Annotated in this window: 14 protein-coding genes; 5 read left to right on the top strand and 9 right to left on the bottom strand. The window is 73.7% G+C overall.

Annotated features, from left to right (window positions below):
- The first annotated feature begins 84 nt into the window (after positions 1 to 84).
- Complete coding sequence (locus ACFV0O_RS06715; RefSeq protein ID WP_380337274.1) at positions 85 to 1,392, top strand: cation:proton antiporter; 1,308 nt, start codon at positions 85 to 87, stop codon at positions 1,390 to 1,392.
- A gap of 101 nt (positions 1,393 to 1,493) precedes the next feature.
- On the opposite strand, the gene ACFV0O_RS06710 is transcribed toward ACFV0O_RS06715, so the two are convergent.
- The 3 genes from ACFV0O_RS06710 to ACFV0O_RS06700 are packed head-to-tail and all read right to left on the bottom strand — an operon-like array spanning position 1,494 to position 4,386.
- Entirely contained in the window at positions 1,494 to 1,898 is a 405-nt protein-coding gene (locus ACFV0O_RS06710) for a PPOX class F420-dependent oxidoreductase (RefSeq protein WP_380337271.1), read from the bottom strand.
- Between the two features lie 35 nt (positions 1,899 to 1,933).
- Positions 1,934 to 3,325: an NDP-hexose 2,3-dehydratase family protein gene (locus ACFV0O_RS06705; RefSeq protein ID WP_380337268.1), complete on the bottom strand. Its 1,392-nt coding sequence runs from the start codon at positions 3,323 to 3,325 to the stop codon at positions 1,934 to 1,936.
- The gene (locus ACFV0O_RS06700; protein WP_380337265.1) at positions 3,322 to 4,386 is read right to left on the bottom strand and encodes a glucose-1-phosphate thymidylyltransferase; all 1,065 of its coding nucleotides are present in this window, start codon (positions 4,384 to 4,386) and stop codon (positions 3,322 to 3,324) included. Before ACFV0O_RS06700 ends, ACFV0O_RS06705 begins: the two co-directional genes overlap by 4 nt.
- Positions 4,387 to 4,702: 316 nt before the next feature.
- Between ACFV0O_RS06700 and ACFV0O_RS06695 the strand changes: the two genes are divergently transcribed.
- From ACFV0O_RS06695 to ACFV0O_RS06685, 3 genes are all read left to right on the top strand, one after another.
- Complete coding sequence (locus ACFV0O_RS06695; RefSeq protein ID WP_380337262.1) at positions 4,703 to 5,701, top strand: Gfo/Idh/MocA family protein; 999 nt, start codon at positions 4,703 to 4,705, stop codon at positions 5,699 to 5,701.
- A 117-nt stretch (positions 5,702 to 5,818) separates the two neighbouring features.
- Positions 5,819 to 7,168 carry a lipopolysaccharide biosynthesis protein RfbH gene (rfbH, locus tag ACFV0O_RS06690; protein ID WP_380337259.1) on the top strand — a complete coding sequence of 450 codons (1,350 nt, stop codon included), beginning with the start codon at positions 5,819 to 5,821 and terminating at the stop codon, positions 7,166 to 7,168.
- Between the two features lie 51 nt (positions 7,169 to 7,219).
- Complete coding sequence (locus ACFV0O_RS06685; RefSeq protein ID WP_380337256.1) at positions 7,220 to 8,410, top strand: nucleotide disphospho-sugar-binding domain-containing protein; 1,191 nt, start codon at positions 7,220 to 7,222, stop codon at positions 8,408 to 8,410.
- Positions 8,411 to 8,607: 197 nt separating this feature from the next.
- Here the strand turns inward: ACFV0O_RS06685 and ACFV0O_RS06680 are convergent, their stop codons facing one another.
- From ACFV0O_RS06680 to ACFV0O_RS06655, 6 genes are all read right to left on the bottom strand, one after another.
- On the bottom strand, positions 8,608 to 9,003 hold the full coding sequence (locus ACFV0O_RS06680; RefSeq protein WP_380337253.1) for a cobalamin B12-binding domain-containing protein: 396 nt from the start codon (positions 9,001 to 9,003) through the stop codon (positions 8,608 to 8,610).
- Between the two features lie 54 nt (positions 9,004 to 9,057).
- Positions 9,058 to 10,713 (bottom strand): methylmalonyl-CoA mutase, encoded by a 1,656-nt coding sequence (locus tag ACFV0O_RS06675; RefSeq protein WP_380337251.1) that lies wholly within the window; start codon positions 10,711 to 10,713, stop codon positions 9,058 to 9,060.
- The gene (locus ACFV0O_RS06670) at positions 10,714 to 11,751 is read right to left on the bottom strand and encodes a ketoacyl-ACP synthase III family protein (RefSeq protein ID WP_380337249.1); all 1,038 of its coding nucleotides are present in this window, start codon (positions 11,749 to 11,751) and stop codon (positions 10,714 to 10,716) included.
- Positions 11,752 to 12,081: 330 nt separating this feature from the next.
- Complete coding sequence (locus ACFV0O_RS06665) at positions 12,082 to 13,791, bottom strand: urease subunit alpha (RefSeq protein ID WP_380337246.1); 1,710 nt, start codon at positions 13,789 to 13,791, stop codon at positions 12,082 to 12,084.
- Positions 13,788 to 14,495, bottom strand: coding sequence for an urease subunit gamma (gene ureA, locus ACFV0O_RS06660; protein WP_380337243.1), 708 nt, complete (start codon positions 14,493 to 14,495; stop codon positions 13,788 to 13,790). The genes ACFV0O_RS06665 and ureA overlap by 4 nt, the downstream gene beginning before the upstream one ends.
- 37 nt (positions 14,496 to 14,532) lie before the next feature.
- Positions 14,533 to 15,726: an agmatine/peptidylarginine deiminase gene (locus ACFV0O_RS06655; RefSeq protein ID WP_380337240.1), complete on the bottom strand. Its 1,194-nt coding sequence runs from the start codon at positions 15,724 to 15,726 to the stop codon at positions 14,533 to 14,535.
- Positions 15,727 to 15,988: 262 nt separating this feature from the next.
- Here ACFV0O_RS06655 and tatA point away from each other — a divergent pair, with 262 nt between their 5' ends.
- Positions 15,989 to 16,315, top strand: a complete 327-nt coding sequence (tatA, locus tag ACFV0O_RS06650) for a Sec-independent protein translocase subunit TatA (RefSeq protein WP_380337238.1) — start codon at positions 15,989 to 15,991, stop codon at positions 16,313 to 16,315.
- Positions 16,316 to 16,429 lie beyond the last annotated feature (114 nt).

Raw genomic sequence — 16,429 nt, 5'->3', positions numbered from 1 at the left:
GGGGTGGCGGCCCCTCCGTGGGGGGGGGCGGCCCCGCGCCCCATCCGCCGTTCCCCAACCCCCCTACCCAGCAAGGGAGTCACCGTGCTGTCGTCGGCCGCTGGACCGGTCGCCCCGCTCGCCGCCCATGACCTGATGGTCTTCCTCCTCCAAGTGGGCCTGCTGCTCGGGCTCGCCGTCCTGCTCGGACGCCTCTTCACCCGGCTCGGGCTCTCCGCCGTCGTCGGCGAACTGTTCGTCGGCGTACTCCTCGGGCCGTCACTGCTCGGCCACCTGGCCCCCGGCCTCGCCGACTGGCTGCTGCCGCACGACCCCGCCAGGTTCCACCTCCTCGATGCCTTCGGGCAGGTCGGCGTCGTCCTGATGGTCGGGGTGACCGGCCTGCAGATGGACCTCGGACTGGTGCGCAGGCGGGGCGCCACCGCCGTGCGGGTGAGCGTCCCCGGGATCCTCGTGCCGCTCGGCCTGGGCGTCGGGCTGGCCTACCTGCTGCCCGGCTCGCTGCTCGGCACCGTCTCCGACCGGGGCACCTTCGCACTGTTCGTGGGCGTCGCGATGGGCGTCAGCGCCATCCCGGTGATCGCCAAGACCCTGATGGAGCTGGGCCTGGTGCACCGCAACATCGGCCAGCTCATCCTCTGCGCCGTCACCGTCGACGACATCGTCGGCTGGCTGCTGCTCTCCGTCGTCTCGGCGATGGCGACCGTCGGCGTCTCCGGCGGCCGGGTCCTGCACTCGCTGGCCAACCTGACCGTCGTCGTGGTGCTCGCCCTGCTGCTGCGCCGTGCGAGCACCGCGGCCGGGCCCCGGATCGGGGCCCACCCGGCCGTGCTGGTGACCGCGCTGCTGCTCGCCGCCGCCGGCACCCAGGCGCTCGGCCTGGAGGCGGTCTTCGGCGCCTTCCTGTCCGGGCTGGCGCTGAGCGGCACCCGGCTCGCCGACCCGCAGGAGCTCGCCCCGGTGCGCACCGTCGTGGTCTCCGTCCTCGCCCCGGTGTTCTTCGCCACCGCCGGCCTGCGGATGGACCTGACCGCGCTCGGCCGGCCCCCGGTGCTGCTGGCGGGCGTGGCGGTGCTGGCGGTCGCGATCGCCGGCAAGTTCGGCGGCGCCTACCTGGGTTCGCGGCTCAGCCGGATGAGCCACTGGGAGGGCCTGGCGCTCGGCGCGGGGATGAACGCCCGGGGCGTGATCGAGGTGGTGGTCGCGATGGTCGGCCTCAAGCTCGGTGTGCTCAGCCAGGAGATGTACACCGTGGTCATCCTGGTCGCGATCGTCACCTCGCTGATGGCGCCGCCGCTGCTGCGCCGGCTGATGGCGCGGATCGAGGAGACCGCCGAGGAGCGGTTGCGCGAGCAGGCGCTGACGCCGGGGGCGGTCGCCGCGCACCTCTGACCCGGGGCGTGCGGTCGCCGCGCACCTTCGACCCGGGGCGTACGGACAGGGCCCGGCCCCCGTCGCGGAGACGGGGGCCGGGCCCGGCGGTGCGTCGGTGCTCAGCCGACGTCGCGGCCGTTGGTGCCCTCCTGCCAGGAGGCGTCCACGCCCCAGGCGACGACCCGGGCCGGGGTGATCCGGATCAGCTCGTCGGACAGGTTCGGGTTGTCGGCCCGGCCGCCGGTGGGGAGCACGGCGGCCTCGCCGCGGATCTCGATCCCGCGGGCCACCCAGGGGTCGGTGCTCGCGATGTCGTCGACCACGAAGGACACCGCGGGGTGCTTCGCCACGTCCCGGTACTTGCGGCTGCGGCCGAGGTCGCGGCCGGTGATGTCGATGGTGCCGTCGTCGTTCAGCCGGAAGCCGACCGGGACGTTGTGCGGCCGGCCGTCGGGGCCGACCGTGGCCAGCCGGCCGATCCGCCGGGACCGCAGGTAGGCGGTCTCCTTCTCGGTGAACGGCATGGGCGTTCCTCCTCGTCAGTCGTCGGCGGGTGGGGTCAGAGGGTCGCGAGCAGGGCCGCGATGAGCGTGCGGGCCTGGACGTTGAGGTAGCCGTCGTAGCGCAGCAACGTGCTCGCCTGGTGGACGCTGATCCAGGCGAAGTCCGGCGGTACGTCCAGCGGGAAGTCCTCCGGCACCTCGACGATCCGGTACCGCGAGCGGGCCTCGAAGAAGCGCCCGCCCTCCTCGGACAGCACGGTGTCGTAGCGGACCTGGCTCCCGGTGGTGGTCGACGCCTCGGTGAGGAAGCGCGGCTGCCGCTCGGAGGGCAGGCCGGCGTAGTTGTCCGGGCAGCACTGCACGGTCGGCGCGATCTCGGCGACGTTCGCCAGCCCGGCCTCCACCCGGGCGTGCGCCAGCAGGTGCAGCACCCCGCCGATCGGCCGGACCAGGAAGGCGGTGACGCCCAGCCCGATCGGTTCGAACAGCGGCTGGGTCCAGCTGGCCACCTCGCGGTTGGCGGCGGTCACCGCGGCGGCGATCACCTGGAAGTAGCGGCCCTCCTCGTGCCGGATCCGGTCCCCGGTCAGCTGCCAGCCCTCGACGGCGCGCAGCGGCCGGTACCGCTGGGACAGCTCGCTGGTCGCCCGCACCCGGGTGAGCCAGCTCAGCACGCCGGTGAGCGACCGGTACGCGCCCTGGTCCTCCACCCGGGGGCCCAGCGGGATGGACGACAGCACCGTGCGGGCGTCCATGTTGACCACGTCGTCGAAGCCCAGCAGCCGGTGGATCTGGCCGAGGGTCAGCCACCGGAAGTCCGGCAGCTCGGGCGGCTCCTCGGTGATCTCCACGACGATGTTGCGGTTGCGCTTGCGCAGGAACCACGCGCCCTGCTCGGACTGCAGCGAGTCGAGCAGCACGGTCCCGGCGGTGGGCGGCACGAAGTGTTCCAGGAAGGTGATGGGCCGGCCCCGGTGCACCCCGGTGTAGTTGCTGCGGGTAGCCTGCACGGTGGGGGACAGCTGCACCGAGTTGATGTTCCCCGGCTCCATCTTGGCCTGCATCAGGAAGTGCAGGACGCCGTCGAACTCCTTGGCGACGAACCCGAGGATGCCGATCTCGGGCTGGTTGATGATGGGCTGCATCCAGTCGTGGGCGTCGGTGTGGATGCGCAGCCCCTCGACGGTGAAGAACCGGCCGCTCTCGTGCCCGAGGTCGCCGCCGGCAGCGTCGAAGCGCCAGCCGACCAGGTCGGCGAAGGGGATCCGGGTGACCTCGTGGCGGAAGATCCGCCGGTTCTCCTCCAGCCAGGAGAGGATCGCCCGGTTGGGGGTCACCGGGCTGTCGGTGACGGCCGCGGAGCGGGTGAAACGGCGGATCAACCCGGTGCGGTCGGCCACGTCGGAGCCGTGCCGGGGGCCGGCGGCGGTGGGCGGGGCGAGGATCATCTCGCCACCCGCACCCGGGCCAGGTCGCCGACGATGACCTGCTGGCGGGCCGCGGCGGGCTCGGCGTGCAGCTCGGCCCGGCGGCCGATCAGCGAGCCGTCCAGTCCGCGCACCCCGGTGATCGAGGTGCCCTCCAGCACGATCGAGTTCTCGATGCCGGTGGACTCCAGCGTGCAGCCCGGGCCGACCGAGGTGTACGGGCCGAGCCGGCTGTCCCGGACCACCGTGCCGGCGGCGACGGTGACCGGGCCGGTCAGCCGGGAGCGGACCACCTCGGCGCCCTCCGCCAGCACCACGTCGCCGGTGAGCACCGAATGCCGGTCGACGCTGCCGCGGACGTCCCGCCGCAGGGTGTCCAGGACCGCGCGGTTGCAGTCCAGCAGCCCCTCCACGGTGCCGCTGTCACGCCAGAACCCGGCGTACTCCAGGGCCCGGACGTCACCGCCGGAGGCGATCAGCTCCCCGATGGCGTCGGTGATCTCCAGCTCGCCGCGGCGGCTGGGGCGGATGCCGCGCACCGCCCGGTGGATCGCCGGGGTGAAGAAGTACACGCCGATCAGCGCCAGGTCGCTCGGCGGCCGCTCGGGCTTCTCCACCACGGCGTTCACCCGGCCGTCCGCGCCGAGCGAGGCGACGCCGTAGTCGGAGGGGTTCGCGACCTTGGTCACCAGCACCTGGGCGTCCGGCCGGCTCTCCCGGAACGCCTCGGCCGCCTCGGCCACCCCTTCGGTCAGCAGGTTGTCGCCGAGGTACATCAGGAAGTCCTCGTCGCCGAGGAAGTCCGCCGCGACCGTGACGCAGTGCGCCAGGCCGAGCGGCCGCTCCTGGTGCAGGTAGGTGAGCCGCAGGCCCAGCGCCGAACCGTCGCCGAACACGGCGGAGACCTGCTCCGCGTGCGGCCCGACGATGACACCGACCTCCTCGATCCCGCAGTCGCGGATGTTCTCCAGACAGTGTCCGAGCACGGGCTTGTTCCCCACCGGGACAAGCTGTTTCGGAATCGCGTACGTGAGCGGGCGCAGGCGGGTGCCTGTCCCTCCGGACAACAACAGAGCCCTCACGGTGCGTTCTCCTCACCGCCGCGGCACCGGAGGCCGGGCAGGCTCCGGAGCGTCTCGCCCCGGCCGGATACGGAAAGCATGGGTCCGCTGTCGTGTGTGGGACACGGCAGCTCCAGGCGGGGACGATGCTCGGGGCTCGCGTTCGAGGGCGGTTCAAGCCGTGCGGCGCGCGGGCCGGCGGTGGCCGCCGGTCCGGGAAGGCTGCGGGGACGGCCGCGGGCACGGGCCGTCGTGCGGCCGGGCTGGACGGCGCCTCCAGTGGGCGGCGCCACCCTGGCCGGACGAACGCAGGCCCGGTCGCACAGCGGAGGCGAAGATGGACCAGACCCGATCCGAGTCGCCCGCCCTGAGGGTGGGCGTGCTCGGCTGCTCGGACATCGCGTGGCGCCGGGCGCTGCCCGCGCTGGCCGCGGACCCCGCGGTGGACCTGGTCGCGGTGGCCAGCCGGGACGAGGCCAAGGCCCGCCGGTTCGCCGGGCGGTTCGGCTGCGAGGCGGTCACGGGCTACCGCGTCCTGGTGGACCGCACCGACGTCGACGCCCTCTACGTCCCGGTGCCGGCCGCCCTGCACGAGCCGTGGGTGGAGGCGGCGCTGCGCGCGGGCAAGCACGTGCTGTGCGAGAAGCCGCTGACCGTCGACGCCCCGGCCACCCGTCGGCTGGCCGTGCTCGCCGCCTCGCTGGGGCTGGTGCTGCTGGAGAACTTCATGTTCCAGTTCCACGCCCAGCACCGAGTCGTCCGGGAGCTGCTCGACCAGGGTGCGATCGGTGAACTGCGCGGTCTGCAGGCGGTGTTCACCATTCCCGCGCTGCACCCCGAGGATATCCGCCACCGGCTCGAACTCGGCGGCGGCTGCCTGCTCGACGTCGGCGGCTACCCGATCCGCACCGCCCAGCTCTTCCTCGGCCCCGGGCTGCGGGTGGCCGGCGCGGTCGCCGTCCGCGACCCCGGCTCCGGCTCCGGCGTGGACGTCTCCGGCGCCGCCCTGCTGGCCTCCGCCGAGGGCGTGAGCGCCCAGCTCACCTACGGGATGGCGCACGGCTACCGTTCGGCGTACGAACTGGCCGGCAGCGAGGGGCGGATCGTCCTGGACCGGGCGTACACCCCGCCGGCCGACCACCGGCCGGTGCTCAGGCTGGAGACCAAGGGCGGCGCCGAGGAGATCACGCTGCCCGCCGACGACCAGTGGGCCGAGCTGGTCCGGGCCTTCGCCGGAGCCGTGCGCGGGGAGCGGAACCTCGACCGGTACACCGAACTGACGATTCGTCATGCCGAGCTGACGGGGGAGATCCAGCGCTCCGCCGGTCTCGGGTGACTCCCGGACCGGGGGGGCTCCAACGCGCTTCGACCGACCGTCCGCACGATCGACCCGCGAACGGGCCCCGCGAGGCGGGAGAGCCCGCGGCCGCGCCTACCGCCTGGAGGAGTCACGGTGAACGACCGCCGCGATCGACTGATCGAACAGGTCCGGGAGTACCATCGCGAGATCAGCGTGGAGCAGGAGTTCGTGCCGGGCGTCACCCCGCTGCTGCCGGCCGGTGCCGTGCTGGCGGAGGAGGACCGGGTCGCGCTGGTCGAGGCCGCCCTCGACCTGCGGATGACCTCCGGGGACATCTCGGTGCGCTTCGAGCGCGAGCTGGCCCGCTACCTCGGCCTGCGCAAGGCCCACATGGTCAACTCCGGCTCCTCGGCCAACCTGCTCGCCCTGACGGCGCTCACCGCGCCCGAACTCGGCGACCGCCGGCTGCGCCCCGGCGACGAGGTGATCACGGTGGCGGCCGGCTTCCCGACCACGGTCAACCCGATCATCCAGAACGGCCTGGTGCCGGTCTTCGTCGACATCGACCTGGGCACGTACAACACCACCCCGGAGCGGGTCGCCGCGGCGATCGGTCCGCGCACCCGGGCCGTCATGATCGCTCACCCGCTGGGAAACCCCTACCAGGCCGAGGAGTTGGCGGAGCTCGCGCGCGAGCACGGGCTGTACTTCGTCGAGGACAACTGCGACGCGCTCGGCTCCACCTACCGCGGCCGGCTCACCGGCACCTTCGGCGACCTCAGCACGGTGAGCTTCTACCCGGCGCACCACATCACCACCGGCGAGGGCGGTTGCGTGCTGACCCGCAGCGTCAGGCTGGCCCGCCTGGTGGAGTCCTACCGGGACTGGGGCCGGGACTGCTGGTGCGCCCCCGGCAAGGACAACACCTGCCTGAAGCGCTTCGAGCACCAGCTGGGGACGCTGCCGCACGGCTACGACCACAAGTACATCTTCTCCCACATCGGGTACAACCTGAAGTCGACCGACCTCCAAGCCGCCCTGGGCGGGACCCAGTTGAGTAAACTGGACGAGTTCGGCCGGCTGCGGCGCCGCAACTGGGCCCGGCTGCGCGACGCGCTGGACGGACTGCCCGGTCTGCTGCTGCCCAGCCCCACCCCGGGCAGTGACCCGAGCTGGTTCGGCTTCGTCCTCACCGTGCTGCCCGACGCGCCCTACACCCGGGCCGAGCTGGTCGCCTTCCTGGAGGCACGGGCGATCGGCACCCGGCGGTTCTTCGCCGGCAACCTGACCCGTCAGCCGGCCTACGCCCACGCCCGCTACCGGGTCGCCGGATCGCTGGAGAACAGCGACACCGTCACCGAGCACACCTTCTGGATCGGCGTCCACCCCCGGCTCACCCCGGAGATGGTGGACTACCTCGCCGACTCGGTCCGGGAGTTCGTGACGTCCCGGCGCAGCCCGGTGCCGGCCGTGCCGGACGGCCCCGGGCGGGCGGGAGCCTGACGGCCCGGGGCCCGGACGGGAACCAACGACCGTACCGATCGAGGAGCTGCTGTGCGTGTGATCGTGAATGCCCTGGTGCTCACCCATCTGATGCCGATGGTGCCGGTCGCCTGGGGTCTGCGGCTGGCCGGCCACGACGTGCTGGTGGTCGGCGACGCGGAGGTGGCCAGAGCGGCGGGCCGGGCGGGCCTGCCCAGCCGGCGGGTCGGCCCGGCGGACGGCGGTGCGGAGCGCTGGAGCCGTCCGCTGGTGGCCAGGTCCCCGTTCGCCGTGGCGGGTTCGGGCAGCAGGGGGCCGGCCGAGGAGCCGCCGTGGGCGCAGATGGGGCAGCGCTGGCTGGCCCGGCTGGACACCTACGTCGACGAGTACCTGGAGCTCGCCCGGGCCTGGCGGCCCGACCTGGTCGTCACCGACCCGCTGGAGTGGGGCGGCCTGGTCGTCGGCGGCGTGCTGGGCGTGCCGGTGGTGCTGCACCGCTGGGGCCTGGACAACATGAGTTCCTCGTTGCTGAAGCCCGGCAAGCAGGCCCTGCACGAGCTGTGCGTCCGGCTGGGCGCGCCGGACGGCCTGCCGGACCCGGTGCTGGTCCTGGACCCGTGCCCGCCCAGCGTCCAGTCCCCGAACGTCACGCCGGGCGAGCCGGTGCGCTTCGTGCCGTACAACGGGACGGCCCCGCTGCCGGACTGGGTGCTCGGCCCGCGCCCGGCGCGCCGGGTGTTCGTCAGCCTGGGAGCCTGGGGGACCGGCCGGCTGGCCGAACAGGGCAAGCTGGACTCGATCGTGGACAGCATCGCGGCGGCGGTCCACGAGGTCGACGACGTCGAGGCGGTGCTGTTCCTGGAGGAGCGCTTCCGCGAGACGCTCGGGCCGCTCCCCGGGACGGTCCGGGTCGCCGACCCGCTGCCGGTCAACCTCTGCCTCCCGTACGGTGACGCGATCATCCACCACGGCGGCTCCGGTACGGCGCTCACCGCGTTCTGCTACGGGGTGCCGCAGTTGGTCCTCGCCCAGGACGGGCCGCTGCTCGTCCCCAACGCCGAGCGGGTCGAGGCCAGCGGCGGCGGGCGGGGCATCGTCGACGAGCGCGAGCGCGACGACCCGGCGGCGATCGGCAAGGCCCTCGGCGAGATCCTCACCGAGGAGCGCTTCCGGGAGGGGGCCGGGCGGATCCGCCGGGAGATGGCGGCCATGCCCTCGCCCGGACTGCTCGGTGACCTGCTGGAGGGGATCGCGTTGGGCTGACCGGCGCCGGGCCTCGCGTCCGCGACGACGAGGGGGGGGCGGGCGGGCCCGCCGCGGCCCCCGGGGGGGGGCGGCGGGGGGGGCGCAGCGCGCGGGGCGCCCCCCCCCCCGCGCCCCGCCCCCCCCCCCCGCCGCGCCCCCCCCCCCCCCCCCCGGCGCGGGGGGGGCCGCCGCGGCCCCGTGCCGTGCCGCCGGGGTCAGCCGCCCGGCCGGCCGGCGAGCAGCGAGACCTGCTCGGCGATCCGCTCCAGTGGCGTGCCCGGCCCGAAGACGGCCCGGACCCCGGCCTTCTCCATGGCGGGCCGGTCCTCGTCCGGGACGATGCCGCCGAGCACGACCGGGATGGACTCGGCGCCCTGGGCGCGCAGGGCTTCGAACACGGCGGGCACGATGACGTGGTGGTTCCCCGACAGGCTGGAGATCCCGAGCACGTCCGCGTCCTCCTGCACGGCGGCCCGCACGGCGCCGTCCGGCAGCTGGTTGCCCAGGTACACGACCTCCATCCCGCGTTCGCTGAGGTACCGGGAGACGATCAGCGCACCCCGGTAGTGCGAGTCGAGACCCGGTTTGAAGATGACGACCTTGATCGGCATGACTGGACCCTTCGTCCCTGGACGCGTCGTTCGTCGGCCCCCGGTTCCCGGTGCTCAGCCGAGTGGCTGCTGCCAGCCCCCGTGGCGGTCCCGGAAGACCTGGGAGCACTCGCCGAGGGTGGCGCCGGCCCGGGCCGCGTCGAGCAGCGCGGGCACGGTGTTGGCGTCCGACGCGGCGCACGCGTCGAGCCGCCGCAGCGCCCGCGAGACCGCGGCCGCGTCCCGGGTCCGCCGCCACCGGTCGAGCCGGGCGCGCTGCCGGGGCAGCGTCTCGGGCACGGTGAAGGTGCCGACCGACTGGGGGGAGCCCCCGTCCGCGGTGTTCACCCCCACCACCACGCGCTTCCCGCTGTCGATGTCGCCGACGTCGCGGTAGGCCCGGTCGAGGATCTCGGTGTGCACCCAGCCCTGCTGGACCGCGGCGACGATCCCGCCCAGGGCGTCGATCGTCGCGAGCGTGGCGCCGATCCGCCGGTCGAACTCGTCGGTGAGGCTCTCGACGAAGTACGAGCCGGCCAGCGGGTCGATGGTCCGGGCGGCGCCGGTCTCGGCGAGCAGGATCTGCTGGGTGCGCAGCGCCGTCAGCGCGGCGTCCTCGGACGGGATGCACAGCGCCTCGTCGTAGGCGCACAGGTGCAGGGACTGTGCGCCGCCGAGCACCGCCGACAGGCCCTGCAGGGCGGCCCTGGCCACGTTGTTGAGCGGCTGTTGCGCGGTCAGGGAGGAGCCGGCGGTCTGCACGTGGAAGCGCAGCCGGGTGCTGCGGGGGTCGGCGGGGGAGAAGCGTCCGGTCAGCTCCCGGTGGTAGACCCGCCGCGCCGACCGGAACTTCGCGGCCTCCTCGAAGAAGTCGCCGGCCGCGGTGAAGAAGGCGGACAGCGAGCCGGCCACCTCGTCGACGGCCAGCCCGCGGGCGCGCATCTCCTCGATGGTGGCCACCGCGTTCGCGACCACCAGGGCGACCTCCAGCACGGCGTCCGCGCCGGCCTCCCGGTAGTTGTAGCCGGTGAAGCTGACCGGGTGCCAGCGCGGCAGGTGCCGGGCGCAGTACTCGACGACGTCCATCGCCAGCCGGAAGGAGAAGTGCGGGACGAGCGTGTCCGGAGCGGTCAGGACGACCGTCTCCATCATGAAGTCGTTCTGCAGCGTGCCGGAGAGCGCCGCCGGGTCGTACCCCGCCTGCTCGGCGGCGGCGAGGTGCATGGCCAGGACCGCGCCCGCCGCCACCGGGTGGGACAGCACCAGCGAGACGCTGACCCGGTCCAGCGGCACGCCGTCGTACAGCGCGCGCATGTCCGCCACGGTGTCGACGGCCACGCCGCCGAGCCCGGCGTCGGCGCGGCCCCAGGCGTCGTCGCTGTCGTAGCCGCGGTTGGTGGGGTAGTCGAAGACGGTGTTGACGGCGGTGGCACCCTCGGCCAGCAGCAGCCGCATCCGGCGGTTGGTGTCCTCGGCAGTGCCGAACCCGGCCAGCGGCCGGATGCTCCACCGCCGCCCGGAGTACATCGTGGGGTACACGCCTCGGGTGTACGGCGGTGCGCCGGGCACGCCGAGGCCGGCGGCGTGGTCCGGCGGGAGGTCGTCCGGGCCGTAGAGCGGCCGGACCGGCAGGCCGCTGTCGGTGACGGTGTCGCGGACCGCGGCGCCGTGCTCCGCCCGCCAGCGGGCGACGTCCTCGTCACCCGCGGCCGGGCGGGTGCGGCCGGCCACTCAGGCCGACCACGGCGGTGTCGTGAGGTACTCCAGCACCGCGGTCCCGAAGTGCAGCCCCGGGCCGACGCCGGCCATGAGGTAGGTCTCGCCGGGCTTGATCAGCTGCTGTTCGATGAGCCGGTCGAAGCAGATGATCTGGTCGCCGGTGCCGACGTGGCCCAGGTCGCGGCCGAGTCGGTAGGTGGAGCGCTCCTCGGTGAAGCCGAACAGCGGAAGCAGGCGCTCGGCCACCACGGCGCGGCTGGCGTTGATGTGCCCGATCCAGGAGATGTCAGACATCGAGTCCAGTCCCGCGTCGGCCACCGTGCGGTCGTTGAGTTCCTGCTGCCCGTCGACCAGCAGGTCCTTCAGCTCCGCGGCGAGCGGCGAGTGCCGGACGAAGTGGGCGCTGCGGGCCCGCAGGTCCATCGTCTGGCCCTCGACGGTCGTCGGCGGCCAGATCGGCACGCCGGAGCGGTGCAGTTCCTCCAGCTGCGGGACGGCCCGCACGCCCACCGACCGCAGCCGGGCGAAGCCGGGCCGCTTGGACAGCAGCACCGCGACGGCGGCGTCCCCGAGGACCATCCCGTTCAGGTGGGACCAGCGGTCGACCAGCGGCTGGGAGAAGTTGTCCGAGCCGACCACCAGGACGGTGGCGTTCTCCGGTGCGGAGCGCAGCTGTCCGACGGCGAGCTGCATGGCGCTGAACATCCCCGTGCAGTGTCCGCGCAGCTCGACCGCCGGCGCCGAGCCGCCGATTGTGTTCCGCTGGATGTACGACGCCGGGCTCCAGCCGTTGGGCCCCTGGTGGAAGCCGGTCGCGTAGAGCACGAAGGAGACGTCCCGGGGGTCCGCCCCGGACCTGTCGAAGGCGTGCCGCACGGCGTGCACCGACATGTCCACCGGCGCCATGTCCCCGGCGACGGGCACCTCGTCGATCTCGTTCGCGGCGAAGTCCTCGGCCGAGTAGACGCCCTCCTCGACCGCCCTGGCCGCGTCGTGCTTCTCCGGCAGGTAGATCCCGATTCCTTCGATGAAGACATCGCCGACCCGCATCTGGCCTCCTCCTCCGCAGTGATCACTTCTCGGCAGTCGCCGTCAGCCTGTCGGCGACGGCTGGAGGGCGCGTCCAGCACTGCTGGAGGACCGCCGGGCCGGGCCGACGGCCAAGGATGCCGCCGACCCGGTGGGGTCTCAAGCGGCAGTGGTGGAAGTGCAGTTGGGGGTCTTGCCGATGTCGGGGAGGGCGGGTCGCGACGGTGGGGACGGTACGGGTGCGGTCTTGCGGCACGGCACGGCAGCGCGCACTTCCCGCACCGCAGCCCAGCGCCGTGCGGGAAATGCGGAACGCGCCCCCGCCGAGGGGTTCGGAGGGGGCGCGTCGGCTCACAGGAAGTAGAGGCGGTTCAGCGGGACGGTGTCGGCGGGTTCGGAGTGGAGCGCGGCGCCGTCGAGGGTGACCAGTCCGCTGCGGGCGTTGACGAGGACCTCGCCGAGGCGGTTGTTGCGGACCATGTCGCGGGGGCCGATGCCGCGGGTGCCCCGGACGGCGACGCGCCGGCGCCGGGTCGTCATGGAGTCGTAGGGGCGGTGTTCGGTGCCGGACTCGGCGGCGGCCCGGCTGGTGAAGGCCACCGACAGGTCGGCGGGGGTGGCGCCGTGGCCGCCGAACAGGGGGCCCATGACCAGGGGTTGGCAGGTTTCGGTGGCGGCGTTGGGATCGCCCGTGACGCCGTACGCGGGGAAGCCGGCCTTGAGCACCATCTGCGGTTTGGCCCCGAAGGAGGCGGGGCGCCAGAGCACGATGTCGGCGAGTTTGCCGGGCTCGATCGAGCCGACCTCGTGGGCGAGGCCGTGGGCGATGGCCGGGTTGATGGTGAGCTTGGCGATGTAGCGCAGCACGCGCTCGTTGTCGTCGTCCGGGCCGTCGCCGGCCATCGGGCCGAGTTCGGCCTTCATCTTGCCCGCCACGGCGAAGGTGCGGCGCACGGTCTCGCCGGCGCGGCCCATGCCCTGGGCGTCGGAGGAGGTGATGCCGATGGCCCCGAGGTCGTGCAGGACGTCCTCGGCGCCCATGGTGCCGGCCCGGATGCGGTCGCGGGCCATGGCGGCGTCGCCGGGCAGGTCGGTCTGGAGGGCGTGGACGGAGACGATCATGCCGTAGTGCTCGGCGACCGCGTCCCGGCCGAAGGGGAGGGTGGGGTTGGTGGAGGAGCCGATGATGTTCGGCACGCCGGCCATCTTCAGCACGTTGGGGACGTGTCCGCCGCCGCAGCCCTCGATGTGGAAGGCGTGGATGGTGCGGCCGTCGAGGACGCGCAGGGTGTCCTCGACGGAGAGGCACTCGTTCAACCCGTCGGTGTGCAGGGCGACCTGGACGTCGTGGACCTCGGCGACGGACAGCGCGGTGTCCAGCGCCCGGGTGTGCGCGCCCATATCCTCGTGCACCTTGAACCCGCAGGCGCCGCCCTCGGCCAGGGCCTCGACCAGCGGGGCCGGGTGGGAGGACGAACCGCGGCCCAGGAAGCCGATGTTGACCGGCCAGGCGTCGAAGGCGTTGAAGGCGTGGCGCAGCGCCCAGGGGGAGTTGACGCCGACACCCCAGGCGGGGCCGACCTCTTGGCCGATGATCGTGGTGACGCCGGAGGCCAGCGAGGCCTCCATGATCCGCGGGGACATCAGGTGGACGTGGGTGTCGATGGCGCCGGCGGTGGCGATCAGTCCCTCGCCGGAGACGATGGTGGTGCCGGTGCCGACGACGACGTCCACCCCGTCGAGGGTGTCCGGGTTGCCGGCCCGGCCGATCGCGCTGATCCGGCCCTCCCGGATGCCGATCGAGGTCTTGCGGATGCCCTGGACCGCGTCGATGACGAGGACGTTGCTGATGACGACGTCGCAGGTGTCGCGGACGGCCGCGGCCTTGAGGTGCAGGCCGTCTCGGGCGGTCTTGCCGAAGCCGACCAGGAACTCGTCGCCGGGTGCCTGGGAGTCGGACTCGACGCGGACGACCAGGCCGCTGTCACCGAGCCGGACCCGGTCCCCGGCGCGCGGGCCGTGGACGGCCGTGTACTCGGACGCTTCGATGCTGCTGCTCACGGCTGGTTCTCCTGTCCGTCGTCGACTGCTCCGAGGTAGCCCTGCTCGGCGGCCCGGCGCAGCGCCTCGCGCCGGACCCGGGGCGAGTCCAGCGGGCCGTCGACCAGGCCGGCGAAGCCGATCGCGACCCGCTCGCCGCCGATCGGCACCAGGCCGACCTCGACGGTGGCGCCCGGGTCGAAGCGCACCGAGGAGCCGGCGGGCACCGCGAGGTGCATGCCGTAGGCGGCGGCGCGGTCGAAGGCGAGGCGCGGGTTGGTCTCGAAGAAGTGGAAGTGCGAGGTGACCGAGACCGGTACCTCCGAGGTGTTGCTCACGGCGAGGGTGCGGACGGGCTCCGGCCCGGCCGCGGGGGTGCCGTCGGGCAGCACGGCGCCGGGCGCGGCCTCGCCGAGGGTGCCGCCGCCGAACGGGTCGGCGATCACGGCGAGGCGGGTGCCGTCCTCGAACACGGCCTCGACGTGGATCTCGGTGACGAGGTCCGCGACGCCGGGCAGGACGTCGTCGGCGGCCAGGACGGACCGGCCGCGCGCGACGGCCTCGGCCAGGCGCAGCCCGTCGCGGGCGGCCTCGCAGACGGTGTCCGAGATGAGCGCGGTGGCCTCGGGGACGTTGAGCCGCAGGCCGCGGGCCCGGCGGGCGCGGGCGAGTTCGGCGGCCGTGAAGATCAGCAGCCGGTCGCGTTCGGTGGGGGTCAGCTGCACGGGGGGTCCCTTCTCCCTCGGTGCGGGGCGGTGGGGGTCAGCCGGCGGGCTGGTCGTGGGTGGAGCAGTGGATGCCGCCGCCGCCGGAGGCGATGGTGTCGATCCGCACCGGGACGATCTCCCGGTCGGGGAACTGGTCCCGGAAGATCTCCTGGGCGTGGCCGTCGGCCCGGGCGTCGCCGAACAGCGGCAGGTAGACGCCCTTGTTGCCGATGTAGAAGTTCATGTAGGACGAGACGAAGGAGTCGCCGCGGCCGGTGATCCGGTCCGGGTCCGGCTGGCTGATCTCGATCACCTTGAGCTTCCTGCCGGTCGCGTCGGTGGCCTCGGCGAGGACGGCGCGGGCCTGGTCGGCGGAGCGGGACCAGACGTCCGGCGGGGTGCCGGGGAAGGCACGGTCCAGGAAGACGACGCCGGGGGCGGCGAAGCGGGCGAGGCAGTCGACGTGCGCGTCGGTGATGTCCTTGCCCTTGACGCCGGCGAGCCAGATCACCTTGGTGACGCCGAGGGCCTTCCTGAGTTCCGACTCGACCTGGTCGCGGGTGCGGCCGAGGTTGCGGTTGTCGTTGACGACGGAGCTCTCGGTGACCATCAGGGTGCCCTGGCCGTCGGTCTCGAAGGAACCGCCCTCGGCGGTGATCGGGGTCTCCAGCCGCTCGATGCCGTACTTCTCCAGGACCGCGTGGGCGATCCGGGCGTCGTTGGTGTGCTCCTGCTTGCCGCCCCAGCCGCTGAAGTTGAAGTCGACGCCCTTGACCTTGCCGCCTTCCTCGACGAACACCGGCACGGTGTCGCGGGCCCACAGGTCGTCCACGGGGACGGAGAGCAGTTCGACGTCCGAGCCGCAGGCGTTGCGGGCCGAACCCTCCTGGCCGGGGCGCACGAGCATGACCACCGGTTCGCGCCCGCCGATGGCCCGGGCGACGGAGGCGATGTCCTTGCGGACGGCGCCGAGCTGCTCGCCCCAGACGTTCTCGGAGGCGGGCCAGGCCATGAAGGTCCGCTCGTGCTTCTCCCACTCGCCGCCGAGCCGTCGCCCGGCGGCGGGGGCGGGTGCCGGGGGCTGCGCGGGCGTTTCCGCGGGCGGCCGGCCGGTGGCGGTGGAGGACGGGGTCGCGGGGTCGGCCGGGTCGTCGCCGGAGGCCGCGCAGGCGCTCGCGCCGAGGGCGATCACGCCGGCACCCGCGAGGGAGCGCAGCACCGTGCGGCGGGCGAGGGGGGACTGGGACACGCTGAACTCCGGTGGGGCTGGGGGTGGATCCGGTCCGGCGAGGGAGGGCGGGGCTCCGGGGAGCGGCCCGTGTGGCGCCGATGGGCGGCGGACGGGGGCGTTCTGGTGGACGCGGTCGTCCGGCGGCGCCGTTCCTGAACTCTCGCATTGACTGAAAAATCAGTCAAGCTTTACGGTGAAGCCACCCAAACCACCCCGAGACGACCCGGGCCGCCGAGCGCGCGGCCCCGGTCACGACGATGAAAGGCCGGGTGAGGCGGCGATGCTGCGCAATGGTCTGGAACCCTGGCACCTGCTGGTGATGGTGGCCGTCCTGGTGCTGCTGTTCGGCTCCAAGAAGCTGCCCGAGATGGCACGCGGACTGGGGAAGTCGATGCGCATCCTGAAGTCCGAGACGGCGGCCATGCGGGAGGACGGTCAGCCCGCCGCCGCGACGGCGGAGCCGACAGCCGGGCCCGCTGCCGGGCCTGCTGCCGGGTCGGCGAAGGGGCCGGCGAACGCGCCGGCGGGCGACCCGGTCAAGGCGCCGGCCGGCGACCCGGGGAGGGGGCCGGTCCGACCGGACGGGCCGCCGGTCCGGTCGAGCTGAGCACCCCCGTCGACGCCGAGAGCCGTCGTTCCCCCCCCCGCGGGGGGGGGGGGACCCACAACTCCCCCACGGTATAGCGGATTAATCTGAGGCGGCCCCGCTCATAAAAACAAA

Source organism: Kitasatospora sp. NPDC059577 (genome assembly GCF_042735475.1).
Lineage (GTDB): Bacteria > Actinomycetota > Actinomycetes > Streptomycetales > Streptomycetaceae > Kitasatospora.
The sequence above is the reverse complement of the archived record's forward strand: the minus strand, read 5'-3'. Positions and strand labels throughout refer to the sequence as shown.